Here is a 26,351-nt window from a genome sequence, read left to right on the forward strand (position 1 = left end):
AATTTTACCCCTTTTTATTTTTTATGCTGAACGGTTCAAATGTGTACAGCATTACTGTTTGTGTTTATTATGCACGGATAAACTTCGTATTATTGCGTATCTTTTTTATTCCTGCGTTTCATCAGTTCGCATGCGAGCAACACAACAGAAGCAGATAGAAAGGACCCGATAAAAATAATGCCAATCAAAACATATGCCAAGTCCAAAAAGCCTTCCATCTGGGCAGTGTTGGCGTAAAAAATAAAGCCTGCACCTAAAATTAATGTTATAACAGGCAGAATGAACTTTGAAATTTTGCCGCGCGATAATCTGCACAGCAGATATTCTATGAGCGCAACAGGAATTGAAAACAGCAAAAGAACTAAAATAAGCCTTAGTATGCCGTTATCGGTTATATTCATAAAACCACCGCTTTCTCTTTCAATGCTAATGTGCCCTTTTTAACATACCTATTTTAGTTTTGCCGCAAAACTGTGTTGCATACGTGTATGTAAAGAACACAGTAAATTTATGTGTTTTATAAAAAGCTTGATTTTATTAAGCACATTTTCTTCCACCTCTTTTGTAGTTTTATAAAAAATGTTACAATATTTTTTATAAATGCAATAAAAGGCACTTCCTCTGCATTAATTAAGTGAAAGGGACAGAAACCATGTTTTTATTTTGTTTGATGTCGACCGGCCAAGATAAAAAGATAGGTGGTACGGCACCCCAGCTGCTGGATGAGAGTTTGATAACCCGCATTGCAAACGATGACGGGGAGGCTTTTCGCACCCTTTATTGCCAAACCGACCGTGCTGTTTATGGTTTTGCCCTATCCATTTTAAAAAATCAACAAGATGCAGAGGATATTATGCAAGACACCTATCTCAAGATACGGGCGGGGGCACATCTGTATGAACCGCGCGGAAAGCCGATGGCATGGGTGCTCACCATTACCAAAAACTTGGCGCTGATGAAACTGCGCAGCAAAGCTGCCAACCCCTGCCAGCCCATGGAAGAGCTGGAAAACAGTATCGACTGCTCCGGCTCCATCCATTATGAGGACCGTGCGGTGCTGGATGCGGCATTGCAGATTTTAAAGGATGATGAGCGGCAGATTGTACTGCTGCATGCGCTGACAGGGCTGCGCCACCGTGAAATTGCAAAACTGCTTGAGATGCCTTTGGCAACCGTACTTTCGAAGTACAGCCGTTCGCTGAAAAAGCTAAAACAGTACCTAACAAAAGAGGAGGAGACTGTATGAATCGTAAACAAGTAGAGCAACATATTCGGCAGGCTATTGCACAGTCTACCCCCGATATCTTTGAAAAGGTATCCTCTGCTTACGTCTATAAAACAGAGAGGACGGAGCAACCGATGAAGAATACACTGGTATGGAACCGTAAAACAAAAATAATGGGTGGTTTAGCAGCCGCATTTTTAATGTTGGGTGTGATATTTGGCGGCTACACTGTCTCCAGTTACAATCAGGTGGAGACGACCATTGCCATTGACGTAAACCCAAGCGTAGAGATTACCACCAACAAAGCCGATAAGGTACTGAGCGTCAGCCCGCTGAACGAGGATGCAGTGGATATTATTGGGGATATGAACCTGAAACGTGTCGACCTTAACGTTGCAATCAATGCAATTATGGGTTCGATGGTGAAAAAAGGCTATATCACCGATGTTAAAAATTCGATTTTGGTAACGGTGAAAAACGATGACGATACAAAAGCAGATGCCATCAAAACCAGCATCGTTTCAGACATTAACCAGTCCTTGCAGCAGAGCAATATCAAAGCAACGGTGTTTAATCAAAAGGTGAACCCCGATAAAGATTTGGAGACGCTGGCGAAGAAGTACAAATTATCATACGGCAAAGCGGTGTTTCTGTATCAGCTTACTTTGAAAGACCCATCGCTTACGATGGAACAGCTTGCCCCTCTTACGATGGAGCAGATAGCGAATCTCGTCAGCGACAAGAAAATAGACCTTCATGATATAGTCGATTACGATGATGACGATATCGATGACTTTAACGACGGCGACCGCTGCATTGGCTGTACGGAGGGCTGTATTTGTGATGACTGCGATGATTACAATTACCATTGCCCCAAGTGCCTGACCACCTGTAAGCACTATACCGCACCTGCGTCCAACGCCCCTTCTGCCACTACCAAGCCCGCTTGCAAGTACTGTGCACCAAGCTGCAATTGCAAAGAATGCAAAGACGGTGATGGCTGCGACCGCTGGTGTGACGAATGTCCATCTGTGTGCAAAAATGCAGAGGCAAATAAACCGCAAAGCAAACCAGATGATAAGCCCTGCACGTTTTGTGCATCTGATTGTACCTGTGAAGAATGCAAAGACAGTGACGGTTGCGACCGCTGGTGTGATGATTGTCCGTCTACCTGCAAGAACTCGGCTGCAAACAAACCCGGAGCCAAGCCCGATAAAAAAGGCTGCAAGTTCTGTGCTTCTGGTTGCACCTGCGAAGACTGCAAAGAAGATAAAGGCTGCGACCGTTGGTGTGATGATTGCCCTGCCGGCTGCGAAAATGCTCAAACAAATAAACCAGGTAACAAACATTCATCAAAATACCGTGATGATGACGATAAGAAGAACGAAAAGAGCAAAACAAAAAGCCAAGATACGAAAGACGATGATGACGATAGCGACAGAGATGACGACTGACATCTGCCTCAAATATCTGCTACAGTATCTTAAATACCAAGTATAAACAAAAACACAAAAACATCTCGCGAGCTATGCCCGTGGGATGTTTTTGTGCTTTAGAACATGTTAAGGTTTGTTTATGTGTTTACTCTACATCAATATAACGTGCAGCGGCATAGCCGACATTGCCGTTGTAATTTACAACGTACCACCCCTGCCATTCTCCGAGAACAGTAATAGGTGCGCCGTCATATGCGCGGGCGATAATGGGCGCGCCGGTATTGGGGCGGCTGCGTATGTTGAGGTTACCCGATGTGACATTCACGGTACCGCTTTTAGCAGGTTGTGCAGGTATAAATGGGATGCCGAAAAACTGAGTAAGTGATTGCACGATATTGATAGCGATGCTTTGTATGTTGTCTTTAATCCAGTTTGCATCGTCTATGTTATCGTGGTAGGCAAGCTCAATAAAAACGCTGGGGGCGCGAGTAAGGCGCACTTCGCCAAGGTAGGTGGTGGGGAGGGCACGTACCAGCGAGGGGATAGGATAGATTTTTTTCAGGTTATTGGCAATAATTTCTGCTGCGCGTTTACCTTTAGCGCTGTAGGGGTAATAGTAAATGTCTGACCCGCGTACTTCGCCGTAGCGCCCCTCGGGTGCAGCATTGGAGTGCAGGGCAACATGCAGGTCAAAATTACCTTGGTTGGATTGGCGTATGGAAGATGCAGCGGTCATTTCAGGAGTGTTGCGAACATATTGAATGCCACTGGAGCGCAAATAGGGCAGCATGGCATCTGCAATTAGGTTCATGTAATACTCCTCAGTGCCGCCATTGACAAATAAGTTGTTTTCTTGTGTGGACGGGCTGAGATAGATGGTCGGCATAGTATTCCTCCAAAACAGATTATGTCTTTTACCAAAACACATTCTATTTTACGCAGTACTGCCAAATAACGTGAAAAAACCAGCCGCCCCCGCTGTTTTTCAGCTTGGAGGCAGCAAACATCGTTAAAGCTCTGGTCTGCCAACACATACAGCATAGCGTTGGTTCGCAACCTTCCAGTTAATTGTATTAAACCAGTTGCTTATGTAATCGCCGCGGCGGTTTTGGTATTTTAGGTAATACGCATGTTCCCATACATCAAGCAAAAGAATGGGGCACAGCGGCAGCGGAGTATCCTGGTTAGGTGTCGACAGTATTTTCAGCCTGCCTTGCTTATCGCTGACAAGCCAAGCGTAACCCGAGCCAAAACGGTCAAGCGCAGCTTGCTTCATTCTTTCTTCAAAAATCTGATAACTGCCGAATTGCTGCAAAATGGCATCGCCCAACCAGCCTGCCTGCTCTCGGCTTGAATTGGGCGTCATACCCTCAAAATAAAGATTGTGGTTGTAAACCCCGCCGCCGTTGTTGCGCACAGCTGTTTGTATGGGGCGGGGGATACGCCCTAAATTGGTAAGCAGTTCGGTCAGGCTCCAAGTATGAAAGCGCGGGTAATTTGCCAAAGCTTTGTTTAAATTCTGCACATAGGTTGCCAAATGCTTATCGTGGTGGAAGTACATCGTTGCTTTGTCGATGTACGGTTCGAGAGCATCGTATTCATATGGCAGCGGGCGTAGTTCAAAGGGGTAATGCTCATCCAAAAGAATCATCCTTTCTCAAATATGCTGTTAATAGTATATTAAAAAAGAATTTATTTGGTTCACCGCTCTTTTGTAACATGTGAGGCTAAATACTTTATCGGTTGAGGAGATAGACACCCAAATTGAGGTACCCCGCGAATATCGTCCAAACAAGGTAGGGGATTTGCAGGTATGCTGCCAAAGGGCTGACACGGTGAAAAAGAACAATCATCCATACAATGAGTACAATGAGCAAAAGCAGCCAGAAAAAAGCAAACAATATCCAACCCAAATTAAAAAACAATATTGGCCAAATAAAGTTAACAGCAAGCTGCAGCGCATAGATGGTTAGTGCCGTTGCTTTTTGCGCCTCTGGTGCGTGAGACATAAAAACAAGGTATGCCGAAATACCCATTAGTATATACAGAACTGTCCATACCACAGGGAACACCCAAGGGGGAGGTGCCAGTGGTGGCTGTATAAGACTTTGGTAAATTTTCATACTGTCTTTTGTTAAAAAACCGGAAAGCGCGCCCACACCAAGGCTGATAAGCAAACTGATTATCAATGGCTTAAAACGAATAACATAAGATTTTTTCATATTAGCACCGCCTTTTGTACTATGTTATGCAGTTGTAAAACAAATATGTTGCATATAAAGAATAAGGGCCTTTTTATTAAAAAGGCCCTTGCAGTTTTAGTTTTTACGCCTCTGCTGTAGGAGGTTCACTCGTGAGCGGCTGCAAATTTTTAAGATGTTTTTTGTACAGTAGGGTAAAGATGATGAGGCTTGCCCCAAACGAAACCGTTTCGGCAAGAGGGAATGCAAACCAAACGTAGTAAAGCCCCAATTTTGAGAGGAAATACGCCAAAGGTAATATAAATACCAATTGACGCAGAACAGAAACGAGCAGGCTTTTACCGCCCATACCCACTGCTTGAAACAAAGTGGAAAACATAATACCGAGTGCAGCGGGGACAAAACAAAGTGATATGGTGCGCAGAGCATGTACGCCGATTTCTAACATTTCGGGGGTGGCATCAAATATCATCAATAGGCGCTCCGGTATCATAATGAACAACCCCATACCAGCAGCCATAATTAACAGCGCAACTGTGCTGCCTATTTTCAGTGCGTCCATCATGCGTTTTTTGTTGCGTGCACCGTAATTGTAGCCCATAATCGGCATTACACCGTGTGTTAAGCCAAATACGGGCATAAATACGAACGATTGCAATTTAAAATAGATGCCGAAAATGGCAACCGCAACGTCTGAGAATGTGATGAGGATCGCATTGACGCCCATAGTCATTGCGGAACCAATCGACTGCATAACAATGGATGGAAAACCGACGGCATAGATATCTTTAATGGTTTTAGTATTAAATTTAAAGCCTTTCAGCGTGATATTTACTGCATGGTTTTTTGCTAATGCCATTATCACAATATAAATCATACCTAAAATTTGCCCTGCAACTGTGGCGATTGCAGCACCGCGTACCCCCATTTTGGGGAACCCAAAGTAACCAAAAATCATAATAGGGTCAAGAATGATGTTGGTGATGGCACCAATCAACTGCGAAAACATAGGTATAATCATGTTGCCTGTGGATTGCAGTGTCTTTTCCATATTCACTTGAATAAAAATACCAAACGAAAAGATGGTGACAACATAAACGTAATCGCACCCCATTTGATAAATGATTGGGTTGGAGGTAAAACTGCGGAAAAACAGGCTTGTCCCCAAAGCACCAAACAGTGCTACAGCCAATCCGCTCAAAGCACCCAAAATCATACCGTGGGTAGCGGCACGGCTTGCCTCTTCAATACGCCCCTCGCCCAAACGGCGCGAAACCAGCGAGTTGATACCAACACCGGTACCTACGGCAATTGCGATCATCAAGTTTTGTATGGGGAATGCAAGCGATACCGCTGTAAGTGCCTCTACACCCAATTTTGCTACAAAATAACTGTCCACTATGTTATAAAGTGCCTGCACCAGCATAGAAAACATTGCGGGTACCGACATAGACAAAATAAGAGACAGCATCGGTGCACTGCCCATTTTGTTCTTTGCTATTTCTTCCATTTAAACACTCCTTATTTAATTAGCGACAACACCCCACACTTAAAAATAAAAAGTGTGGGGTGTTGTCGATTTGAACGATTCAACTTATAGTCACCAATTTCAGCCACTTATATACTTATTTTATTGCTTTTGGGCTCAAATGTCAATTGTTATCAAACGTTGCTTTATTGGTTGTCGATTTGCCAAATATTTTTTCATTGTAGAAGAATTTGTAGCGGTAATTGACAGAGAACAAACAGATAATTGTCAACTTGCGGTACAAAGTTTCATTCATGTGATAAAATATTGATAAAAATGTTTCTGACGAATAAAATAGAAATAAAGAAGGGTGCATTATGAAAAGTGTTCTTGTTTTACTAAAAGAATATCAAAATCAAGCGTCTTCGGCAGAGCGTGCGGTGATTCGGTATTTGCTCGAGAATCCACAGCAATCGGTAAGCCTCAGCATCCATAAGCTGGCGGCGGTAAGCTTTTCATCGCCCTCCACGGTAATTCGCCTGTGCCGTAAGCTTGGGTTTGATGGTTACAAAGAGTTTCGCAGCTCTATGATTTATGAGCTGGCAGTACGCCGGCAAAGTGCTACTGAAGAACGTAAAGAAATCACAAAATCCGACAGTATTGAAGATATTGTGGATAAAATAACCTATAAAAACATAATATCTTTAGAGAACACAAAAAACCTTATGGATATTAATACACTCAAACAATGTGTCAAACTCATTTGCAATTGCAAAACCATTTGCCTGTTTGGCATAGGTTCTTCTTTGGTGGTTGCAAAGGATGCACACCTCAAGTTTTTACGGTTGAACAAACCCTGTTTTATTAATGACGACTGGCATTCGCAGCTTTTGCAAGCGCGCAATATGTCTGCAAACGATGTTGGAATTGTCATATCTTATTCGGGGCAGACGGTAGAGATGATTGAATGCGTACGTGCTATGCGTGCGGCAGGGGCACCTGTTATAGCTATTACGCGTTACGATTCTTCGCCCATTGCCGAGCTTGCCGACCATAACCTTTATGTAGCGGCAAACGAATCCATTTTTCGCAGCGGAGCAATGTCCTCGCGTATATCACAGCTCAATGTTGTCGATATTCTTTATACGGCATTTGCAAATTGCGAGTATGATTATTGCCTTGAGCAGCTATCAAAAACCCATATACAAAAGCCTAAAACCACTCGATTTGTAATTGACTTACCCCAAAATAAAGGAGACGATGCAGATGTTGGATCTGACCAAGATGACGACAGAAACCAGAAATGAACGAACTACCGATCTCGACATGATGTCCCCGCTTGAGATCGTTACGGTTATGAATGAAGAAGATGCAAAAATACCCTTGGCAATTAAAGAAGTGCTTCCGCAGATTGCTCAGGCAGTGCAGTGGGTAACCAACTCTCTGCGTGCAGGTGGCAGGCTGATCTATATGGGCGCAGGTACAAGCGGCAGGTTGGGTGTGCTGGATGCAGTGGAATGCCCGCCCACGTTTGGGGTATCGCCCGATTTGATTGTCGGTTTGATAGCTGGGGGTGAAAGCGCGTTTGTAAAAGCGGTAGAAGGTGCAGAAGACAGCCGCACGATGGGTGTGGATGACCTGAAAAACTTAAACCTCTGCCCTAAAGATGTTGTTATAGGCATTGCTGCAAGCGGAAGAACGCCGTATGTAATTGCCGGGTTGGAGTATGCCAAAAGCTTGGGCTGCCATACGGTGGCAATTGCATGCAATTGCGGTTCTGCCATTGGTAAAGCAGCAGAGCTTGCCATTGAACCGGTTGTTGGCCCCGAGGTGCTTACAGGCTCTACCCGCCTAAAGGCAGGTACTGCACAAAAAATGGTTCTTAATATGATCTCGACCGCCTCTATGGTTGGGATAGGCAAAGCATACCAAAACCTGATGGTAGATGTGATGCAGACCAACGAAAAACTGCAGGTGAGGGCGCAAAATATTTTGATGGAAGCGACCGATGTTAACAGAGAAACCGCAAAAAACCTTTTAAAACAGGCTGGCGGCAGTGTGAAGCTAGCGGTTGTTATGGCACTGCTTGGCTGCGATGCAGAACAAGCACAAGATAAATTAAACGGTACACAAGGGCATGTCAGAGGTGCTCTGCAATAGAACAAAGAAAGATTGAGGTGTTACGTTATGACAAACAGCGAACTATCCAACAAAATTTTAGAGCTGGTTGGAGGAAAAGACAACATTGTTACAGCAGCCAATTGCATGACTCGGCTTCGTCTCACACTCAAAGATGTTTCTGCGGCGCAAAAAGATGAAATCAAAAAAGCAGAGGGCGTGCTTGGTCTTGTACAAGACGGCAACACGTTGCAGATTGTTGTCGGCCCGGGAAAAGCAAAAAAACTGATGGATATTTTCCGTGAAGAACTGGGAGTTGCAAGCGTTGCAGCCGACTGGCAAGAGAACAAAGCTGCCATGAAAGCAGGGCAAAAACAAAACGGTTTGAAAAAAGCGCTTCGCACCATTGCAGAAATTTTTATTCCGCTTATCCCCGCTATTATTGCTGCAGGTTTGTTTAACGGTTTGGCAAGTTTGTTGGGGCAAATGATGACCGACAAGGTGATTGCCGCAGACGGTTTCTGGTCGCTTATTAAAACTATGTTCTCGCTGATTGGCGGCGGATTTTTGGGTTACTTTGCCATTTACACCGGTATTAATGCAGCAAAAAAGTTTGGTGCTACCGAGGCACTCGGCGGTATGGTGGGTGCTATGTCGATTATGGCACAGATTGTGGATATCTCAAAGTTTTTTGGGCTGTACAACGAAACAGTTCCCCTTGAATCGGTACTTACCACAGGAAAAGGCGGTATCATGGGCGTCATCGTGGGTGTATGGATTCTTGCAAAAATCGAGCGTTGGGTGCGCAAGCGTGTACCGGATGTGCTCGACCTGATTGTTACTCCGCTTGTTTCTTTGTTTTTAACCGCAGCGATATTTGTTTTGGCTATTATGCCGGCAGCAGGTTTTATATCAGATTGGCTGGTAAAGGCTCTGAGCGTTATTATCAACTCCGGCAACCCTGTTGTCAGTGTTATTTCAGGTTATGTGTTATCCGCAGTATTTCTCCCCATGGTTTTGCTCGGCTTGCACCATGGCCTCATCCCCATTTATGCTATCCAGCTTGAAAAGCTCGGCGGTGTTAGCTTGTTCCCTGTTTTGGCAATGGCAGGTGCCGGCCAGGTTGGTGCAGCAATTGCAATTTACTTAAAAGCGAAAAAAGTTGGCAATGCAAGAATGCGCAAAGTAATTGCGGGTGCTCTGCCTGCAGGGTTGCTTGGTGTGGGCGAACCTCTTATTTATGGTGTTACGCTGCCCATGGGCAAACCGTTTGTTACTGCCGGTTTGGGTGCTGGTTTTGGTGGTGCCTACGTAATGTTTACCCATGTTATGTCGATTGCATGGGGCCCTTCGGGGTTGGTTGCCATTCCGTTAATGTCCAATACAGTAGGCATGCTGAATTTCTTTATTGGTTTGGTGATTGCGTATGTCGCCGGGTTCATCATTACTTATGTAGGAATAAAGGATGCGGATGTGGCAAATGTTTAATCGGTTAGGTTTTTCTGTTTATCTCTCAACGTTTGAAAAACAGAAAGAACAACTAAAAAAGCTGTGCCGTAAAGGCAGCTATGTGTTTACCTCATTTCATATCAGTGAAGAATTCGATGACACTTATCCTGCGCGGGCAAAAGAGATGTGCCAGTGGCTTACCACCGCCGGCTACCGCATTTTGGCAGATGTCTCAAAAAAGACGCTAGCCATGTTTGGCACACAAGATATTGTTGAATTTGCACATGAAATGGGCATTGATATTTTGCGTATCGACTATGGGTTTACCAATGATGAAATAGCGGCCCTGGCTGCCAAAATGCCCATTGCTGTAAATGCATCTACACTTGGTGACGAACTTGCACAACGTTTAGCGATGGCAGAGAACCAGGTATACGCAATGCACAATTTTTACCCTCGCCCCGAAACAGGGCTGGATGACGTGTTTTTTCGTAGCTGCAATGAGCGGCTACACCGTGAGGGTATACGAGTGCTGGCGTTTATTGCGGGCGACGAAGCGTTACGTGCCCCTATTTTTGAGGGGTTACCTACTTTGGAATGTCACCGCAGGCAGCCGCCTTATGTAAGCTACCTCGACCTTGTACGAAATTATGGAATAGATGGTGTTTTTGTAGGTGACGGAATCGTCAGCGAGAATGAGTTTGCGCTGATTGACAATTTCTGCTCCTCGGGTATTTGTGATGTCCCCGCTGAATTGTCAAACGAAAATGAGGAACTGTATGGCAAAGTGTTTACAGTTCGGGTAGATTCACCGGCTTGTGCCATGCGCTTTCAGGAATCGCGGGAGTACTCTTGCTTTGGCAAGACGATTATGCCATGCAACTGCGTGCAGCGTGCAGCAGGCTGTATTACTGTGGATAATATAGAATATAGCCGTTATTCCGGCGAAATACAGTTTGTACGCAACCCTTTGCCTGCCGATAACCGTGTCAATGTAATCGGCAGAGTAGACCAACGTTACCTTGCAATATTAGATTGTTTGCCGAATGGCAAAAAACTAAAGCTCATCCCCACCCCCAAATAAAAAGTGCCCTGCAAGTACGAGTTGTATTTGCAGGGCGCTTCAATTTTAACTGGAACTTTCGTTGCCGCGATAATATCTTCAGTATCTTCTGGTGACGTTTGGTAGCGTCCCTTTATATCAAAAGTTCTGTTCAAAAAAACAATGGACTTCGTCCATTACTGTTTGCTCATTATCACCTTCAAACTTTACTGTAACCGTTTCTCCGCATTTTACAGCAATGCTCATCAAAGAAAATATTTTTTTAGCATCTGCTGTTCGTTCCCCGCAAATCACACTTACCTTACACGGCGCAGACTTTAGCTTTTTTACCAAAAAGCCTGCGGGGCGGGCATGTAGCCCCATGGGCTCTTTAATCGTATAATCAAAGCTAACCATTATACAACATCCTTTCGCAGTTAATTCACAAGTCTACAATAAATCATTTGAAAAGAAAAATATGCCAAATTTAGTGTTTTACCCAAAATTATTATAAATAGTATACCTGCTAAAAGCAAGATTAGGTGATTAAGACAAAAAATATAGCATTACTATCCATACAAATGCAGGGATAGATGTGATGATTAAAATGTATGGATTGGATACACCATACAAAATTAACTGCTTCTAAATATTTGAAAAATGATAGTTAAGGGTTATAATAAAAGAAACAAGTGGCAGGAATAAGGTGTTTATAATAGTTGATGAAGAGGAGTTTTTATGCTAACACAAAAAGAAAACAACATACAAAAAAGTAAACTGGTGCTTGCTATGCGAGTGTTGTTTATCATTGCAACGTTTGCTACTATCCTGTTTATTTTCTCGAACTCGGTGGAAATTGCAGAAATCTCGGGTGGTAAAAGTGCTTTGGTAACACAGTGGCTCAACAGTGTGCTGCAATCGCTCGGATTTGGTTTTCAGTTCACCGAGCATATTGTGCGCAAGCTTGCACATTTTGCCGAATTTGCACTGCTTGGGTTTTGGATGATGCTTACCCTGCGGGTGTATACAAGGCGGATCTTATCTCATATTACAATACCGTTGTTTTTTGGTTTGCTTATTCCTGTTTTGGACGAAACATTGCAGATGTTTGTAGACGGGCGTTCATCGCAGGTGCGCGACGTGCTGATCGATTTTTCGGGTGTGATGGCAGGCATTGCATGTGCGCTTTTTTTACTTCTTTTGGTACGGATGTTACAGGTATTGCATAAAAACAAAGCAGATTTATAGAGGACAACTCGTAGTTTAACTTGAAAGTACAGGTGAAATTGACAAGAAAACCGTAAAAAGTTATACTGGATATAAGTTATAGTGAGAAAGTGAGAACAATTATGGGACCATATTTGATTTTAGCTTTAGCAACGGGGCTGCTTGGCTATTTCCTCTGCGAAAGGCATCCGTCCAAGCGCAATGATATCATTTTTTTGTCTATCATGTCGGTTGTGCTCATTGCTATGTCGGCGGTGAGGGGTTCAACGGTCGGTATAGATTACAAGCCTTACTTGGAATACTTTAAGCAGGTATGTGACGGCGGATGGAGCTTTTTATTCAGTGCCGCGAATGTTTACCGCATAGAGATAGGCTACAGCCTGCTGAACTATGTAATTTCTCTGGTTACACAAAGCCAGCTTGGGTTTGCGCTCGGCATTGCTTTGGTATGTATTGTGCTGACTGCGGTATTTTTATACAAGCATTCCCCCTCTGTTTGGGTTAGTATGTTTGTGTTTATTACCTTTGGCTTTTTTGGTTATACCCTTGTTACTATTCGCCATCAAATTGCAATTTGCATCTTTATGTTTGCATTGCCTTATTTACAGAACAAAAAGTTTGTTCCCTATCTACTCATTGTATTGCTTACAGCAACATTCCATAAGAGCATGCTGCTGCTGATTCCGTTATTTTTCATTGCACAGATCCCGCTCAACTGGAAGTCGCTGACGGTATATAGTGCGGGTACCTTGTTTTTACTGATTTTTTCAGAGCCGATATTGAGTTTTATTACACAATATATTTATAAGTCATATCAAGTGGGTACCTATTATATGCGGGGCAGAGATTTTAATACGGCGTTTATACCCATTATCTTATTTGGTGTTGTGATGCTGCTTAAAAAGCGATTATTGCAGCACGACGCTAAAAATTTACCGCTTATCAATTTATGCTGTTATTGCTGCCTGTTGTTTATTTTAACGCTGAAGCATTTTGTGTTCCAACGGTTTGCACTGATTTTGCTGCCCGTTGCCATGCTGCTTTTGCCCGAAATTATGAGTTGTATGAAGATAGATGAAGATAAAGCAATGAAACTAGAGCTTACCCGCCAGGCGGCAAAGAAAACAGCAGGGGATGAGAAAAAACGAGCACTGCAAAAATACGGCGAACTCAAAGTACAACTGCGCGACCAGCAGGCAATGTACAATGCAACCATCGGCTTTATTTTGTTTGGCAGTTTTGTATATTATTTGTTTTTGCTGAATGCAAATCGCCTTTTGCTCGTGCCTTATGTGACCATGCTGTGATAGCAGATAGATTGAAATGGAGTTGTATGATTTGCAGCTCCATTTTTTAATATACATAACATAGATTAAGGATGGTGCAGAATGCAGAACATTATGAGCATTGAAACGGTTAGTTTAAACAAAGACAACACCGCTGTTGTCATCATCGACCAAACCCAGCTGCCTTACAACATTGAAATGTTGGAGCTGAGAACGCAGGAAGAAGTTTGGAAAGCTATTTATCTGCTGCAGGTGCGCGGCGCACCCGCAATCGGGGTAGCGGCAGCATATGGTGTTTATATCGGCGCACGGGAGATTGAAACACAAAGTTATGAAGAATTCCGTATAAAATTTAAACAGAAGAAAGATTATCTGGCATCTTCGCGCCCTACTGCGGTGAATTTGTTTTGGGCACTCAATCGTATGGAAAAAGTCGTGATTGATCATGCAGATAAATCTGTGCAAGAGCTCAAACATCTTTTGTTGGAAGAAGCGAATGAAATTAAAGCAGAGGACATTCGTGTTTGCCGCAGAATTGGTGAAAACGGCCTCGCCTTGCTCAAAGACGGTGACGGTATTCTCACCCACTGCAATGCGGGGCAGCTTGCCACGGTAAAATATGGCACTGCACTTTCGCCAATTTATGTGGGATTGGAGAAAGGCTATCATTTCAAAGTATTTACCGATGAAACTCGTCCGTTGCTGCAAGGGGCGCGTCTGTCGGCTTTTGAACTGCACAGTTCGGGTGTAGACACCACGCTCATCTGCGATAATATGGCGTCTGCCGTAATGAAAAAAGGCTGGGTACAAGCTGTGCTTGTAGGTGCAGACCGTATTGCAGCCAACGGTGATGCAGCAAATAAAATCGGTACATCGGGTGTTGCAATTTTAGCAAAATACTACGGTATTCCGTTTTATGTATGTGCCCCACTCTCAACGTTTGACCTTAACTGTAAAACAGGCGATGATATCCATATTGAAGAACGCTCTGCCGAAGAAGTTACCGAGATGTGGTACAAAAAGCGTATGGCGCCCGAAGGGGTAAAAGTGTTTAACCCCGCCTTTGATGTGACAGACCACCAAAATATTGCAGGTATTGTTACCGAATACGGTGTTGCAACAGCGCCGTTTGAGAAATCTATTTGTGAAATGTTTTCTAAAAGAGATAAGTTGAAAGTTTAACAGCACCAAAGCAAAGAGACTAAAAAACTGAAAAATGATGAAAAGACGAGGCAGCTTTGAATAAAATTCAAAGCTGCGTTTTTATATTCCGGCCTTGTAAGATATCAGCAGGCTTTTTTAGTTTCACGGTGGATGCAAGAATACTGTTGCACCTATTATTACTCTCCAGCCTTAAGTCGAATAAATTCAATTACAATATGATTGATTCAGACTTATAGTACACCGGCTATAAAACTACTGTCGAATTTATCTGATTTCTCCTCTAAAAAGCTGCTTGTGTTGTGCTAGCGTTGGTTTACAATGTAACAATTGCAAACACAGTAACATAAAATATTGATGAGATAGAGAAAACAAAGACTCACTCTAATAAAGAAAAAGGAGAATAGATATGAATATCACAAAAACAGACGATGTTGAAGCTAAACAAGTGCCGTCATGTATATTTGGCTCTAATTGTTCAGAGTGCAACAGTCTATTTTTAAATCCTGATTTAAGGAATGCTTTTGGATATCAATTGGGATCTGCTGCTTGCGAATGCCATGACATTTGCGTGGAGGATGTTCGAGATATTTGTGTAGAGAGAAGAATATTGACAACATGTGTTCCTTGTAACCCTGATGCAGCTGCAGGCTGCAGAGGCGGGTTTACACCGGATGGACCACCGACGGTTGTAAATTCGCGAGTTTTGTGCGCAGAAGAGCGTTTGAGCCCAACTACCGGATGTGACCGTATCGTTAACACCGTTGAGTTTGAAATTGTATTACGGTATGGCACATCTACCTTGGTTGTGGTAACCCCTGCTGACACATTTGATTGTTTCTTTTATGAATTTGCAAGATTCCCGAGTGGAGTTGCTTATCCCAATAACGTTGCAGGGCTTAACCAATTCAGAAATGAGCTTGCCCTTATTGACGGCTCCTGCAAAGTAATTATAATCAACAATGTAAGCGTTGATGTATCTGGAAATAATTGCGTATTGGAAATTGATTATACAGTTGTTGACAAACTCTGGAAGCATGAAAACCTCCTGGTATCGGCTCAAAAACCATATACCGATAACGTCACAGTAAAACAAGAATTTGCCCAAGGGCATGCTATCGGCCCCTGTGTAAACAGCGGTACTTGCGGTGGATTAGGCTAATCGTCATCTCTCGTAAAATAATGTTCTAAAAGAGCCTGTTTTTTGAATAGCAATTCACTATAGTCACGCTATACTTCATTCATCAATTGATGATATAAAATAACAAAAGACTCCTTATTGATAGTAGAATTCTTAACAACTTGAATTCTACTCAAAAGGGAGTCTTTTATATTGTTTTTTTGGAGTACCAATCACCAAAGCCGAAATTTCTTCTTCTCCAACAAGTTTTCGATTTTAGCCAGCTTAGCTTCTATTCTTAGAAGGCACTCCATCAATTCTTTCTGTTGAGTTTCTTGTTTTACTTCATCCATCGTTGTGTTTTGCTGATGCCAATAAGTGCTCTTCTTGTAGGGCTTATAATTTGAATTTGCTATTTTCTGGTTCAAGTCATTTAGTTCTTCTAAAATATTGCTGTTTTGTTCAATCGGTTTACCATCTTGCTGTGCACAAGATTTATCAGCATTAAAATTATCAATGCGATCTTCCATTGTTTCGGCCCCTTTCTTTGTTGACGGTAACGAAAAATACTTTTTAAATATTATGTTATTAAAAGTTTTTATAGACTAAAACAGGGGGCTTAATGGGAGGAGCGCTCGAATACAGCTTAAACACATATAAACAGCAATATTCAGCAGCTTGGCAAGCAAGGAAATTAGAGATTCATCGACATACGGTTTGCTTTTGGATAACGTTTCAAAGCAGTTAACATATACTATACAAGAGGACTGAAAAAACAGCCTTACTCATCAAGTAAAATCAAAACATCAATTACATCAATTACATCAATTACATCAAAACAGTTCTTGTATAACACAGAATGTTTTATTTTAAAAATTGCAAAGGAGTCTTAGAATGACAGATTTTTTGACACAAGCATTGAATACAGTTTTTGCACCATTTAAGAATAATGCATCGGTTATTGGGTTTGCAACCGTAAAAGTAGGTGGCGAGCCGCAGACAATTAAGGTTACCAGTAATATTGTTACTACAGATTTTATCAAGGTGGCACTTGATAAAATTCCCGATAAAACCTTAGCAGAGGTGGGCGATGAAATTAAATATACCGTAACTTTTGTCAACAATTCTTCCGTTGACTTATATGACGTTAAAATTGTGGATACCATTTCACCTATGACCACTTTAGTTGCCGATTCAATTATTCCTGTTCCACAGCCTGGCGAAACTTTAGAAACGGGCGTGACAATTATAAGTGCCAGCGAGACTAAGGCGGGCAGTGTGCCCAAAGGCCAATCTGCAACATTGGAGTATCAGGTAACTGTTAACCAAGGCGCAGCCGGAGATATTATTAACAACGGAACAGCAACAATTAAATTTAAAGATTGTAAAGATCATGAATATTCAGGAAGCACCAATCCTAGCCAGGCAATCACTACTGTTATTACAGCAGATTTGCAGGTTGTACAATCAGCAGATAAGACTTTTGTAACAGAAAATAACGAAGAGGTTGTATACACCCTTGTTATTAAAAACACCGGCAGCATCAAAATTACCGATATTACGGTAACAAACCCGATTCCTCAAGGAATGACATATAAGCAGAACTCAACGTTAAAGAACGATACACTTCCACTAACCGATGAAAATCCCGCCGACGGTATCAACATTGGAGATCTTAACCCTTCAGATACTTATAAGATTCAATTCAGTGTAACCGTATCTCTATAAAGCAGAAATACAGGGGATGTCAGAATGATAGAAATAATAAATCTGGCAAATGCAAAAGGTGCTTGTAACGGTAAGCAAATCATTGCAACAAGCAATCCGTGGAGAATAACCATACAACGTAAATGTCATTGCGTTTGTAAGTGTATACGAAAAACTTTCAGTGTGAGTGATTTGTTTTGCAATACCAAATGTTATGTTTATTATAATGGCATAAAACAATATAAAATAAACGGTGTTACATTTATACGGGTTGGTTACGGCATTTGTTTTAAATATAAAGATTGTGACGGCAATAAAAAAACCGTAACCCAAGAGGGAAGTGTTTTGTTTTATGAACCAAAATACTGTTATACTCATTGTACCGTGAATATTCCCAACCCGCCTTGTTTCAAGATTTGTGGGAATGAAATTACAGCAGCATTCACTGTTGTTTTGCGTGACGGAAAATTATAAATTTCATCCATAAAAAGAGTTGGTCGCTGAAAGTAAGATATGATGAAAAACGAGTGCTTTACGGGCTTTGATGCATAAAAAATTATAAAAATAATAAGCAGCCCTCAGATTTATATAAACCTGAGGGCTGTACTTTTGTTTTTGGATATGTTTGCTTACAAACTTGAATTTGAGAAAAGAACTTTAAAACGGCAGTTCTTTCCATTCATATCCTTGATTAACAACAAAATCTTTGTATTCTTTATTTGAAGAATACCCCATAGCGATTCTGCGGTCGGTTATACGGCCATCATAACCCGGTCTGTGGCTGATTTTTTGGTTGTCTCGCGAAAGATTTATAATTACTTTAATATTATCGCAATACAAAAGATTAGTCATACCCAATTCTTTGATATACGGAGGGATTGTCAAAGAGCTAAGAAGTGGGGCGTCTGCAAAAGCACCATCGGCTACAACACTAATATTTTTAGGCCAGTCGTTAAGTGATAATTTTTCTGCCAATCCTCTATAATATAATATTTGGCCATCTCGAATTACCCAATCATTAGAAAAATCATCCGGTAATTCCTTCCATTGGTATCCTTGTTTAACAACAAAATTTTTGAAATCTATATTAGAGGAATACCCATAAGCTACTCGATGATTACGTATGGGTATATCATAGCCTGGTCTATGGCTAATTCTTTGATTGTTTTTTGATAAATTCACAATTGTTGTAATTTTATCGCAATAAAGAAGATTTGTCATACCCAATTCTCGAATGTATGAGGGGATTGTTATAGCATTAAGTTGTTTTGCATCGCCAAAAGCGCCATCAGCTACGGTAGTAACATTTTCAGGCCAGTCATCTGGCTGCAATTTATATTCCGTTCCTTTATAACGCCAAACTTCATCACCTTCAATTTGCCAATCATTGGCATTGTAAGCTGCAAATGAAGTTATAGCTAAAGCGGTAAGGGTGCATACTAGAACAGCAATAAAAACAATAATTCTTAAGCTCTTTTTCATTACGATATCTCCTATAATCTTATAATGTTTTTAGATTTGCAGTGCGGATGTTTTAAGAGAACCCTGTTAAATAAATAAACATCTTTACCTCCTTGTTTTAACTAAGAGCAATGTTTGTTCTACCGCTGTATATTACCTTTTTTACCATTTAAAGTCAATGCCGAGATTGACGATTTTTTAACAAATATCCGCAAATTACTGCATTTTTCTGAAGATTTCTTTCGTTTACTGGAATTTTCGGGAATATCTTACAAAACACCTTAACAAAAATAATATTAAAGTGCGATAAGTTGAAATTACCAAAGACGGGATGTATGAGCAATGGAGAAGATACGTTGAACAAATGCAGCACATCATCGTATATAAACGCAAAAAGAGATAACAAAGAGGGATAGGCAGCAGCCTATCCCTCTTTGTGTTTTGCGGTATAAAATTGTATAGTAAAAAATGCCGTAAAAATGATTGATAATAAAGAGTTATGTGCTTAAAGCGGTTTCTATTGCTGGTATTTATTTAACAGGTGGATTGCATAATATTTACTTACAACGCAAAAAAGCCTATGATACCATAGACTTTTCTGTGTTGTAACAATTTTAAAATGGTGAGCCACCGGAGATTCGAACTCCGGACCCTTTGATTAAAAGTCAAATGCTCTGCCAACTGAGCTAGTGGCTCATAGAACACTCGTAATTTACGAGTGCCTAATTAGTATACCAAAAACACAGCGAATTTGTCAATAGTTTTTGCGAAAAAAGTTGCCATTTTTATTTTTATAGCAATTATTGCAGAAAATCCTCGATAATGTAACGCGGGCGGCGTTTTACTTCACCATAAATTTTACCGATATACTCACCGATTACACCGAGGCAAAGCAGCTGAATACCGCCTATCATCCAAATGGAACCGACTAAAGTTGTCCAGCCCGCCACCGTTTTACCCATAAGCCAAACAATCAGCGCATATACAAGCGCCAGCATGCTTATAGCAAAAATAACAAAACCCAGTGTGGTAATAATGCGGATTGGCTTGACTGAAAACGAGGTGATGCCGTCAAAGGCAAAAGCCAGCATTTTTTTTAAAGGATATTTACTCTCGCCTGCAAAACGTTCGTGGCGGTCGTATTTTACCACAGCGCTTTTGTAGCCAATCAGCGGTACGATACCACGTAAAAATAGGTTCACCTCGGTGAATTCCGATAAGCCTTGCAATGCCCGTTTACTCATCAGGCGGTAATCGGCGTGGTTTTCAACAATATCAACACCCAGTGCTTTCATAAACTTATAAAAGCCCACGGCAGTGGTGCGCTTAAACACCGTGTCGGTGTCGCGTTTATTGCGTACACCGTATACAACGTCGCATCCATTGTAGTATTCTGCCACAAAACCATCAATTACATCCACATCATCCTGCAAATCCGCATCCAGTGAGATCGCCATATCGCACAAAGGCATGGCAGTCATCAGCCCTGCGAGCAATGCGTTTTGGTGCCCTTTATTGCGCGACAGTTTCAGCCCCGATATAAGCGGATTTTGCGCATGCAGTTCGCAAATCATCTCCCATGTGCGGTCGCGACTGCCGTCGTTTACCAGTAAAATCCGGCTTTGGGCATGGACAGTACCGCTGTCTATCATCGTTTGCAGCTTTTGGGTGAGTCTTTTTGAGGTTTCGGGTAAAACCTGTTCCTCATTGTAACAGGGTACTACCAAGTACAGGGTGTCAGCCATCTATTACGCCTCCCGTTATTTCTTATGCTTTCTTTTCTTCTTAAATTGTTTGGGTTTCGAATTTTTTTGCGGAGAAGTCTGTTCTTGTTTACCGATAAAATCTTCTTCACTCCAGTTGATGTTTATCGCATTGGCTACCTCTTCGGAGGGGCTTTCTTTGTACTCCTCTTGCGCTTCGTAGGTATCGAGGCACTCCTCCAATGATAATTGATCTTCCAGCTGATCTTCCAGAATGATTTCATCGTCAAAAAGCTCGTAAGTTTGTTTGCGCTTTTTGCGCGGGTAAACCCTGCGGGCAACCATCCAATAAACCACCAAAATAATAACTGCACCGCCGGTTACGGCAATGCCTGGTAGCAAGCCGGGTGTCATATAGTTAAACCTTATTTCGGCTTCGCCTGCGGGTACTTTTACTGCCATAAAGCCGATGTCCACCGTTTCAATCTCTGCCGGCTCGCCGTTTACGGTGGCAGACCAGCCTTTGTCAAACGGTACGCTGAAGAACATCAGCCCCGGTTTGTTTAGGTTGCTGCGCGCCGTAAAGCCGCGGGTATCTTTTTTAAAATAGTAACATGAATTTGCGCGGCGTGCAGCCACGTCATCAAGAAAATCGGTGTAGTCTACAAACATATCTTCGCTGACAACTACATGGTTGAGCATGGTGCCAAAGCGTACGGCTTGTTCCTCATTCAGCACAAGTGCCCGCATTAAAATTTTATGGCGGTCAGCCTCGGGTACTTCTTTTAGCTCGTCTTCTGTAATAAAACCATCAAAGGTAAAGCCCATCGGTACGTAATTTTCATTTTCATAGATGTTGAACTGCAGCTGTTTGGAGGTAAGAAAATACCCCGGCATAGGCTCTTGGTCTTCTTTATCGGTGCCGATAAACAGATATTTTACAGAGAACAGGCTGCGCAATGCATAAAACTCCGGCTGCGGGCGGGAGGATACATCGCGCTTTACGCCAATTTCGGGATAAAACTTCATAATGGAGGAGGGGACTACCGAGTGGAACGTCTGTATATTTGGGATATGCCAGTACATGCCGAAGTTGTCTCCGCTGTCGTAAATATCCATACGGTAGAACTGTTTGTCCACGTCGGGCATCTTCAGGTTGCGCCGCCCCATCACACCGTTGTTGATGATATAATTGTCTCCCGCCAAGTCTTGTTTAGACATACCGATATACAGCGCGGTATAGCTTACGCTGAACAGTGCGAGCACAACGATGACCGTGCGGGTAAAATTATCGTTAAAACGTGCATGTGCAACCAGCAGGTAACAAAGTAGAAGGGACAGCACCGCCATCGCGGCGTAAATCCAGAAGATTTGCATGTCGTTGGCAAGCCCGATTTTTTCTACCGCGCCGTCCTTCAGCACAGGGGTAAAGCCCAAAGCAAGCAGAATCACACCGGTTACAACTGCTGTCCAGCGGAACCCTCGCATAAGGTCAATCTTTTCATTTTCAAGCGATATTATGGTTGCAGTGCAAAGCAGCAGCACCAGCATATAAAACCAACGTGTATAGTAGGAGTGATTCAGCCCTACAAACAGGCTGTTGAGGCCCGGAACCATAGCAATAATAAAGCAGGCGATAAGCATTTTGCGTAGCCAATTTTTGCGTACACTGATGAGAAATGCAAGCACACCCGACATCGAGAACACAGGCAGCCAAGCCGAAAGCGACGCCCATTTTGCACCGTGATCGGGGAACATATTGGGGCGTGAGGGTGTCTCCGGCGGGAAGAAAAAGCTTGCGAGTATGCCGGGCTGGCGCTGTTCGTGGGTGTATAACCAAAACTGCCACCCGCCCAGCATGTTATCGGGCATAGTGGTGCGCGGGTTGCCCATTACCGCTAAAACACTGGGCAACAGTGCGAACAGTGCACACAGTACACCCAGTACGGCTTCAAAAGCAACCCAAAAGAACTTTTTAATGCCGCCTTTCAGCCCGGAGCACCGGATGAAATAATAAAGAATGACAAAAACGACTTCTCCCACAAAAAACCAGTAGTTTACAACGGCGTTGATAGCCACAGTAATGGCAAATGCTCCGCGGCGGTTGTTTACTAAAAGTTCTTCCAAACCAATGAGCATAAGCGGAAAGAACACGATTGCTTCATGAAAATGGTTGAAAAAAATGTTGTATGCAGTAAACCCCGAAAATGCATACAGCAGCGAGCCGATGACGGCATAGTTTTTATCGCGTACAAAGCGCTGCAAAAAAAAGTACGAGGTAAGGGCGGCGCAGGCGGTTTTCAGCACCAGCAAGGGTGCCATCAAATAGGGCAGCGCCTCGGTGGGGAACGGAAGTGTCAGCCAAAAAAATGGGCTGAAAGCAAGATAAAAGCTGTAAGACCCAATAAAGTTTGCGCCGAGGTCGGTATACCAGCTCCAAAAAATATCACCGCTGCGAACGGCTTCGTGAGCCAGCTTGTAAAACGGTATTTGCTGCACATTAAAGTCACCGATGTAAATAAAAAGCCCTTTGTTATAAATGATGAAGGGCAGAAAGATTACTGCGGCTGTGCCCAATGCCGTAAAAAAAGCGAGCCAGTGTTTGCTCTTTTGATGGTTGTATGTTAAGCTGTTCAAATCGTCACCTCTTATGGAATTTAATACAATATAAATTATATCATATTGTGGAAGTTTTACAATTATTATTGTGGAATCGGAACAATAAAATTGATATAATAAAAGTAAGGTTACTGTTAAGTTTTGCAAAACTCAGGCAGAATATGCCTTGCTGATAAAATAGTGGCGGATACTAAGCTTTTTATTGCAATTGGATGGAAGCGGTTTGGAGGGCTTTTATGGGCAGCAACAGTTTTTACGCAATGTTATCGCGGATGAAATATATTGGCAGATGGGGATTGATGCGCTGTACACGGGAAGAAAACCTTGCCGAACACAGCCTTGAGGTTGCAACACTTACCCATGCACTGGCGGCAATCGGCAACAGGCGTTTGGGCAAAAACTACGATGCAGGCAAGCTTGTGCTATGCGCCCTCTACCACGACTGCTCCGAAATTATGACGGGGGATATGCCAACCCCTATTAAATACCATAACCCGCAGATACGCGATAGCTATAAAGAAATCGAGCATACCTCCAACCGCAAACTGCTTGCGATGCTGCCTGACGATTTGCGTGCCGATTATGAAAGCTATTTTGAGGCAGGCTTTTTGGATGAGGAAGAGACAAAAATAGTAAAAGCGGCAGACAAACTTTCGGCACTGCTTAAATGCGTAGAGGAAGAAAATGCAGGCAACCGTGAATTTCGAAAAGCGCGGCATACAACCGAACAGGCAATACGGGATATGAACCTGCCGGAAGCGGATATTTTTCTGAACGAGTTTTTCGATTCGTACGGGCTTACACTGGATGAACTGTAATGTTCATCTGTTTGCATAATAAAACAGATGGTTTTTTACAAAAAACGCTCTTATACGAGTGCATTGTTAAAACAATCATGGTAAAATTATGGTGGCAGATGAACGATAGGATTGTTTTAAAAAAGGGAACGAATTGTTATGTTAAAAAAATATTTTTAATTGAGTTGGATGATATTCCGAAAAAAGATGAAGAAATCTGTTTGGCAATTGCAAAACATTGTGGCGAGAATAGCCTGCCGTTTGAATTCCTCAAAAAACCGCTCCGATTATCAATACGATTAATGGCAGCAAGTTCGAAATTACAAAGGAAATGCAACGAGTTAGGGTAGCCAACTGTTGGGTTTTGCATTGTAAAGAAATTGATTAAATTATAATTGGCTCATCACCAGATATGAGCCGAAAATACAACCAAGTACCATTTATTATGCCCGAAAAAGAAGGGGCACGAGACACTTGCCAATCCTTGCAATTGCGCAATGTTTCATATATAATTAAAACAGTTGCAGTGACGGGGCAAACATTTGTTCTTTCGAAAAATGTTCCTGTCGGAAAGGACGGAAACAAATGGCAGTGGATAAACAAAAAGCACTGGAGACGGCACTCAGCCAGATTGAAAAACAATTCGGCAAGGGCGCAGTGATGAAGTTGGGGCAAAACTCAACGCTGAATGTGGAGGCAATCTCTACAGGCTCTATATCGCTGGATATTGCATTGGGCATTGGCGGAGTCCCGCGCGGCAGAATTGTAGAAATTTATGGGCCGGAAAGCTCGGGTAAAACCACGGTTGCGCTGCATATTATTGCAGAGGCACAAAAAAACGGCGGCGAAGTTGCGTTTATTGACGTGGAACATGCGCTTGACCCTGTTTATGCAAAAGCACTGGGCGTAGATATTGATTCGCTGTTGGTTTCGCAGCCCGACACAGGCGAGCAGGCACTTGAAATAACCGAGGCATTGGTGCGCTCGGGTGCAATTGATGCAATTGTAATCGACTCGGTTGCAGCTATGGTGCCGCGTGCAGAGATTGAGGGCGAAATGGGCGACGCGCATGTGGGCTTGCAGGCGCGTTTGATGTCGCAGGCACTGCGTAAACTTACCGGTGTCATCTCTAAATCCAACTGCGTTGCATTGTTTATCAATCAGCTGCGCGAAAAGGTGGGCGTTACCTACGGCAACCCCGAGGTTACCCCCGGCGGGCGGGCGCTCAAATTCTACTCGTCAGTGCGTTTGGATATCCGACGTATTGAGCAGTTGAAAAACGGCACAGAGGGCATTGGTAACCGCACACGTGTCAAAGTAGTCAAAAACAAAGTGGCTCCTCCGTTTCGCGAAGCAGAATTTGATATTATGTACGGTACGGGTATTTCAAAAGAGGGCGAAATTCTCGACCTTGCTGTAAAACTGGATATTATCAATAAAAGCGGTGCTTGGTTTAGCTGCGGTGAAATAAGGCTGGGGCAAGGCCGCGACAATGCCAAGGAATACATGAAGGCGAACCCCGAGTTTACAGCCGGAATCGATAAACAAATCCGCGCAAGGGCGGGTGAATTGGTAATGGTTCGCGGCAATTCAAAGTCAAGCAAAAAGGCGGCAAAGCAGGTAGACCTTGACGTGGAAGTTGAAGATGAAGAATAATGCTGATTACCGCGATTGAAAAGCGAAAAGGCACGCGTAGCGCCGTATATGTAGACGGCGAATACGCGATGATGCTTGACGCTGAGATTATATTTAATGCCGGGCTGAAGGCGGGCAGAGAGATTGACCAAAACGCACTATTTGAACTGCAAAAGCAGAGCGACCTGCGCCGTACCCGTGAACGCGCCCTGTATTTGCTCGGCTACAAAAGCCACACAAAAAAAGAGCTGACCGACAAGCTCGCCAAAACTTCGGACGAAGATACCGCCGCCGAAATAGCGGGGCGAATGGAGGAACTGGGGCTTGTAAACGATGCCGATTATGCCGAACGCTATGCAAGACAGCTTGCCAACAGCAAAGGTTATGGGATGTCGCGCATCCGGCAGCAGCTTTATAAAAAAGGCATTGACAGAGAGCTGATTGACGATACACTGGAGCAGCTCGCGCAAACAGTTGATGTTGACGAAAAAATAAGCGAACTGATTGAGCGAAAATATCAGCGGTATTTGGGGACAAAAAAGGGTGTGGATAAAACAATCAACGCACTGATTCGCCTTGGGTACCGTTATGATGACATCCGCCGTGTACTGAATACGTTTGATACACCGCAGGAATACGACTACGATGAATAATTCATTTCGCATTAAAAAAGCTGCATAGCTTTTTAAACCACTG

At 42.9% G+C, this 26,351-nt stretch carries 24 protein-coding genes and 1 tRNA gene; 14 read left to right on the forward strand and 11 right to left on the reverse strand.

The genetic code is table 11. From position 1 onward, the window contains the following. Positions 1 to 89: 89 nt before the first annotated feature. Entirely contained in the window at positions 90 to 401 is a 312-nt protein-coding gene (locus tag EDD70_RS00255) for a hypothetical protein (protein ID WP_092754188.1), read from the reverse strand. Between the two features lie 251 nt (positions 402 to 652). On the opposite strand from EDD70_RS00255, the gene EDD70_RS00260 reads away from it, so the two are divergent. Beyond that, positions 653 to 1,246: an RNA polymerase sigma factor gene (locus EDD70_RS00260; RefSeq protein ID WP_092754185.1), complete on the forward strand. Its 594-nt coding sequence runs from the start codon at positions 653 to 655 to the stop codon at positions 1,244 to 1,246. Further along, the gene (locus tag EDD70_RS00265; protein WP_092754182.1) at positions 1,243 to 2,679 is read left to right on the forward strand and encodes an anti-sigma-I factor RsgI family protein; all 1,437 of its coding nucleotides are present in this window, start codon (positions 1,243 to 1,245) and stop codon (positions 2,677 to 2,679) included. Before EDD70_RS00260 ends, EDD70_RS00265 begins: the two co-directional genes overlap by 4 nt. Before the next feature lie 127 nt (positions 2,680 to 2,806). Here the strand turns inward: EDD70_RS00265 and EDD70_RS00270 are convergent, their stop codons facing one another. The 4 genes from EDD70_RS00270 to EDD70_RS00285 form a co-directional block, all read right to left on the reverse strand. Next, positions 2,807 to 3,547: an N-acetylmuramoyl-L-alanine amidase gene (locus EDD70_RS00270; RefSeq protein ID WP_092754179.1), complete on the reverse strand. Its 741-nt coding sequence runs from the start codon at positions 3,545 to 3,547 to the stop codon at positions 2,807 to 2,809. A gap of 123 nt (positions 3,548 to 3,670) precedes the next feature. After that, the gene (locus EDD70_RS00275) at positions 3,671 to 4,312 is read right to left on the reverse strand and encodes a Fe-Mn family superoxide dismutase (protein WP_123810984.1); all 642 of its coding nucleotides are present in this window, start codon (positions 4,310 to 4,312) and stop codon (positions 3,671 to 3,673) included. Between the two features lie 85 nt (positions 4,313 to 4,397). Continuing rightward, the gene (locus tag EDD70_RS00280; RefSeq protein WP_092754173.1) at positions 4,398 to 4,883 is read right to left on the reverse strand and encodes a TspO/MBR family protein; all 486 of its coding nucleotides are present in this window, start codon (positions 4,881 to 4,883) and stop codon (positions 4,398 to 4,400) included. A gap of 103 nt (positions 4,884 to 4,986) precedes the next feature. Then, complete coding sequence (locus tag EDD70_RS00285) at positions 4,987 to 6,372, reverse strand: MATE family efflux transporter (protein WP_092754170.1); 1,386 nt, start codon at positions 6,370 to 6,372, stop codon at positions 4,987 to 4,989. A 335-nt stretch (positions 6,373 to 6,707) separates the two neighbouring features. Between EDD70_RS00285 and EDD70_RS00290 the strand changes: the two genes are divergently transcribed. From EDD70_RS00290 to EDD70_RS00305, 4 genes are read left to right on the forward strand one after another with little or no spacing between them, the layout of a single operon-like run. Further along, on the forward strand, positions 6,708 to 7,637 hold the full coding sequence (locus tag EDD70_RS00290) for a MurR/RpiR family transcriptional regulator (protein ID WP_092754167.1): 930 nt from the start codon (positions 6,708 to 6,710) through the stop codon (positions 7,635 to 7,637). Continuing rightward, entirely contained in the window at positions 7,591 to 8,490 is a 900-nt protein-coding gene (murQ, locus tag EDD70_RS00295) for an N-acetylmuramic acid 6-phosphate etherase (protein ID WP_341465121.1), read from the forward strand. The genes EDD70_RS00290 and murQ overlap by 47 nt, the downstream gene beginning before the upstream one ends. Positions 8,491 to 8,517: 27 nt before the next feature. Beyond that, entirely contained in the window at positions 8,518 to 9,936 is a 1,419-nt protein-coding gene (locus tag EDD70_RS00300; RefSeq protein ID WP_092754161.1) for a PTS transporter subunit EIIC, read from the forward strand. After that, positions 9,929 to 10,981 (forward strand): MupG family TIM beta-alpha barrel fold protein, encoded by a 1,053-nt coding sequence (locus EDD70_RS00305; protein ID WP_092754158.1) that lies wholly within the window; start codon positions 9,929 to 9,931, stop codon positions 10,979 to 10,981. The genes EDD70_RS00300 and EDD70_RS00305 overlap by 8 nt, the downstream gene beginning before the upstream one ends. Before the next feature lie 117 nt (positions 10,982 to 11,098). On the opposite strand, the gene EDD70_RS00310 is transcribed toward EDD70_RS00305, so the two are convergent. Further along, positions 11,099 to 11,356 (reverse strand): HPr family phosphocarrier protein, encoded by a 258-nt coding sequence (locus EDD70_RS00310; protein ID WP_092754155.1) that lies wholly within the window; start codon positions 11,354 to 11,356, stop codon positions 11,099 to 11,101. Between the two features lie 321 nt (positions 11,357 to 11,677). Between EDD70_RS00310 and EDD70_RS00315 the strand changes: the two genes are divergently transcribed. From EDD70_RS00315 to EDD70_RS00330, 4 genes are all read left to right on the forward strand, one after another. Beyond that, a complete protein-coding gene (locus tag EDD70_RS00315; protein ID WP_092754152.1) occupies positions 11,678 to 12,187 on the forward strand; it encodes a VanZ family protein in 510 nt (169 codons plus the stop codon). A 101-nt stretch (positions 12,188 to 12,288) separates the two neighbouring features. Further along, the gene (locus EDD70_RS00320; RefSeq protein ID WP_092754149.1) at positions 12,289 to 13,473 is read left to right on the forward strand and encodes an EpsG family protein; all 1,185 of its coding nucleotides are present in this window, start codon (positions 12,289 to 12,291) and stop codon (positions 13,471 to 13,473) included. Positions 13,474 to 13,554: 81 nt separating this feature from the next. After that, entirely contained in the window at positions 13,555 to 14,634 is a 1,080-nt protein-coding gene (gene mtnA, locus EDD70_RS00325; RefSeq protein ID WP_242943119.1) for an S-methyl-5-thioribose-1-phosphate isomerase, read from the forward strand. Positions 14,635 to 15,022: 388 nt separating this feature from the next. Next, positions 15,023 to 15,775 (forward strand): hypothetical protein, encoded by a 753-nt coding sequence (locus tag EDD70_RS00330; protein WP_092754146.1) that lies wholly within the window; start codon positions 15,023 to 15,025, stop codon positions 15,773 to 15,775. A 191-nt stretch (positions 15,776 to 15,966) separates the two neighbouring features. Here EDD70_RS00330 and EDD70_RS00335 read toward each other — a convergent pair whose 3' ends face one another. Further along, the gene (locus EDD70_RS00335; protein ID WP_092754143.1) at positions 15,967 to 16,263 is read right to left on the reverse strand and encodes a hypothetical protein; all 297 of its coding nucleotides are present in this window, start codon (positions 16,261 to 16,263) and stop codon (positions 15,967 to 15,969) included. Positions 16,264 to 16,627: 364 nt separating this feature from the next. Here EDD70_RS00335 and EDD70_RS00340 point away from each other — a divergent pair, with 364 nt between their 5' ends. Next, complete coding sequence (locus EDD70_RS00340; protein ID WP_092754140.1) at positions 16,628 to 17,461, forward strand: DUF7927 domain-containing protein; 834 nt, start codon at positions 16,628 to 16,630, stop codon at positions 17,459 to 17,461. A 636-nt stretch (positions 17,462 to 18,097) separates the two neighbouring features. On the opposite strand, the gene EDD70_RS00345 is transcribed toward EDD70_RS00340, so the two are convergent. The 4 genes from EDD70_RS00345 to EDD70_RS00360 form a co-directional block, all read right to left on the reverse strand. Beyond that, a complete protein-coding gene (locus tag EDD70_RS00345) occupies positions 18,098 to 18,922 on the reverse strand; it encodes a leucine-rich repeat protein (RefSeq protein ID WP_092754134.1) in 825 nt (274 codons plus the stop codon). A 599-nt stretch (positions 18,923 to 19,521) separates the two neighbouring features. After that, positions 19,522 to 19,597, reverse strand: a tRNA-Lys gene (locus tag EDD70_RS00350). Positions 19,598 to 19,701: 104 nt separating this feature from the next. Beyond that, positions 19,702 to 20,646 (reverse strand): glycosyltransferase family 2 protein, encoded by a 945-nt coding sequence (locus EDD70_RS00355; RefSeq protein ID WP_092754131.1) that lies wholly within the window; start codon positions 20,644 to 20,646, stop codon positions 19,702 to 19,704. Between the two features lie 15 nt (positions 20,647 to 20,661). Then, on the reverse strand, positions 20,662 to 23,241 hold the full coding sequence (locus EDD70_RS00360; protein WP_162840878.1) for a YfhO family protein: 2,580 nt from the start codon (positions 23,239 to 23,241) through the stop codon (positions 20,662 to 20,664). 218 nt (positions 23,242 to 23,459) lie between these two features. Here EDD70_RS00360 and yfbR point away from each other — a divergent pair, with 218 nt between their 5' ends. The 3 genes from yfbR to EDD70_RS00380 all read left to right on the forward strand — a co-directional run bounded on the left by yfbR (position 23,460) and on the right by EDD70_RS00380 (position 26,308). Next, entirely contained in the window at positions 23,460 to 24,041 is a 582-nt protein-coding gene (yfbR, locus tag EDD70_RS00365; protein ID WP_092754125.1) for a 5'-deoxynucleotidase, read from the forward strand. A 564-nt stretch (positions 24,042 to 24,605) separates the two neighbouring features. Further along, positions 24,606 to 25,676 (forward strand): recombinase RecA, encoded by a 1,071-nt coding sequence (recA, locus tag EDD70_RS00375; RefSeq protein ID WP_092754122.1) that lies wholly within the window; start codon positions 24,606 to 24,608, stop codon positions 25,674 to 25,676. Beyond that, complete coding sequence (locus EDD70_RS00380; protein WP_092754119.1) at positions 25,676 to 26,308, forward strand: regulatory protein RecX; 633 nt, start codon at positions 25,676 to 25,678, stop codon at positions 26,306 to 26,308. Before recA ends, EDD70_RS00380 begins: the two co-directional genes overlap by 1 nt. Positions 26,309 to 26,351 lie beyond the last annotated feature (43 nt).

The organism is Hydrogenoanaerobacterium saccharovorans (genome assembly GCF_003814745.1).
Lineage (GTDB): Bacteria > Bacillota > Clostridia > Oscillospirales > Ruminococcaceae > Hydrogenoanaerobacterium > Hydrogenoanaerobacterium saccharovorans.